Source organism: Candidatus Aeolococcus gillhamiae, assembly GCF_016464765.1.
Taxonomy (GTDB): Bacteria; Chloroflexota; Dormibacteria; order Aeolococcales; family Aeolococcaceae; genus Aeolococcus; species Aeolococcus gillhamiae.
Window position 1 is genome coordinate 1 of record NZ_JAEKNS010000060.1, and the last position, 1,598, is coordinate 1,598.

The following is a 1,598-nucleotide window of genomic DNA, read 5'->3' on the forward strand; positions in this document are numbered from 1 at the left end:
CCTGGCTGACTCGGGCTCGGCCGATCCCGTTGCTGAGCGCGAGACAGAGGAGGTGGTTGGAGGCGCTCCGCCCACCGTGCATCGCCTTGGCGTCGAGCAGGGCGCCGACCTCGAAGAGCGGCCGTCGGTAGTCGGCGTACGGCCTGCCGTTGACGGTCACGGTACCCGAGGTCGGCGCGTCGAGGCCGAGGATCATTCGCATCGTCGTGGACTTCCCCGCCCCATTCGGGCCGAGGAAGCCGGTCACCTGACCGGGCGGGACGGTGAAGGACAGGTCATCAACCGCCACAGTGTGGCCGTAGCGTTTGCTGAGGCCGATTGCCTCGATCATCCGATCACACCATGGGTCCTGCCAAAAGCGGCACACCCGGCGCTGCCGGATTCCCAACCGGTTGCGCCCCGCGCACTTGCCTAATGGCTCCCTGGACCGATGACGCCGGTGAGATGCAAGACCACCACGAGCACTACCAGGCCGACCGCGACGCCGATTCCAACCACGGCCACCCAGCGTGGCCTGCCGGTGGTCGAGGCGCGCTCCCCCACCGCGTCCTCATCGGGGTTTGGAAAGCGGGGCAACTCAGCCATCTGGGTCTCCTCTCTCGCGACTGGTCAGTCAAGGGTTGGTCTCGTCGTGCAAGAGTGATCGAGACAGTGTGTCACTGTCAAGTCACACTGACGTCGTCGCGTCGGACGTCGCGTATACTGAGGCGATGCCTAGGCTGTGGAACGAGACCATCGAGGCGCACCGCCGCGACGTCCGCCTCGCCATCCTGGACACGACCGCGGCGCTGGTAGCTGCGCACGGCCTCCTCTCGGTGACGATGTCGCAGATCGCCGAGGAGACCGGTATCGGGCGCGCGACGCTCTACAAGTACTTTTCAGACGTCGAATCGATCCTGCTGGCCTGGCATGAGCGTCAGATCACCGCGCACCTCGAACAGCTCGCGGAAGCCCGAGACCAGGCGGCAGATGCCGGCGAGCGACTTCACGCTGTGCTCGAGGCCTTCGCCCTCATTTCCCACGAATCCCGCGGACACCGGGACACCGAGCTCGCGGCATTCCTTCATCGAGATCAGCACGTGGGCCGCGCGCAGCACCAGGTCCACGCCCTCATCCGAGGTCTGCTGACCGAGGGCGCAGAAAGCGGCGACCTCCGGAACGATGTCGCGCCTGACGAGCTCGCCAGCTACTGCCTACACGCCCTAACGGCGGCCAGCAGTATGCCCTCTAAAGCCGCCGTCCGTCGGCTCGTCGCCGTAACTCTGGCTGCGTTGCGCCCCCCGAACTGATCGTTCCGAAGCGCCGGGGACTTACGCCCGGCCGCGCGACAGAGCAGGATGAGTCGGTTCGAGTCAGACGAGGATGTTGAGCGATCGCCATGCTGACCGCCGGTTGGACGATCGCCCTGCCGATAACCGTGAAAGGGTCGCAGCAGGGGCAGCGTTCAGCCCCGTTCACGGAAGTTGTCAAGCCCCCTGAGACACCTCGCGTCGGGAATTACTGAACCATCGTCACCACCGGTGCGGGCGGGTTGATCCACACGGCTGTCGGCAGCGCTGGAGGTCGCGGCATGGCGCGAATGAAGCGTTCTGGATGGT

The 1,598-nt window shown here is 65.9% G+C and carries 3 protein-coding genes; 1 reads left to right on the forward strand and 2 read right to left on the reverse strand.

The genetic code is table 11. The features are described from left to right. Both JF886_RS05355 and JF886_RS05360 read right to left on the reverse strand, forming a co-directional pair. Window positions 1–331: ATP-binding cassette domain-containing protein (locus JF886_RS05355; protein ID WP_337310332.1), on the reverse strand; the 331-nt coding region annotated here is incomplete at its 3' end. 80 nt (window positions 332–411) lie between these two features. Then, window positions 412–585, reverse strand: a complete 174-nt coding sequence (locus JF886_RS05360) for a hypothetical protein (protein WP_337310334.1) — start codon at window positions 583–585, stop codon at window positions 412–414. Between the two features lie 125 nt (window positions 586–710). Here JF886_RS05360 and JF886_RS05365 point away from each other — a divergent pair, with 125 nt between their 5' ends. Further along, window positions 711–1,289, forward strand: a complete 579-nt coding sequence (locus tag JF886_RS05365) for a TetR/AcrR family transcriptional regulator (RefSeq protein WP_337310336.1) — start codon at window positions 711–713, stop codon at window positions 1,287–1,289. The last annotated feature ends 309 nt before the right edge of the window (window positions 1,290–1,598 follow it).

Coding starts and splice junctions, on each gene's coding strand:
- JF886_RS05360 (WP_337310334.1), bottom strand. CDS start 585: ATGGCTGAGTTGCCCCGCTTTCCAAACCCCGATGAGGACGCGGTGGGG.
- JF886_RS05365 (WP_337310336.1), top strand. CDS start 711: ATGCCTAGGCTGTGGAACGAGACCATCGAGGCGCACCGCCGCGACGTC.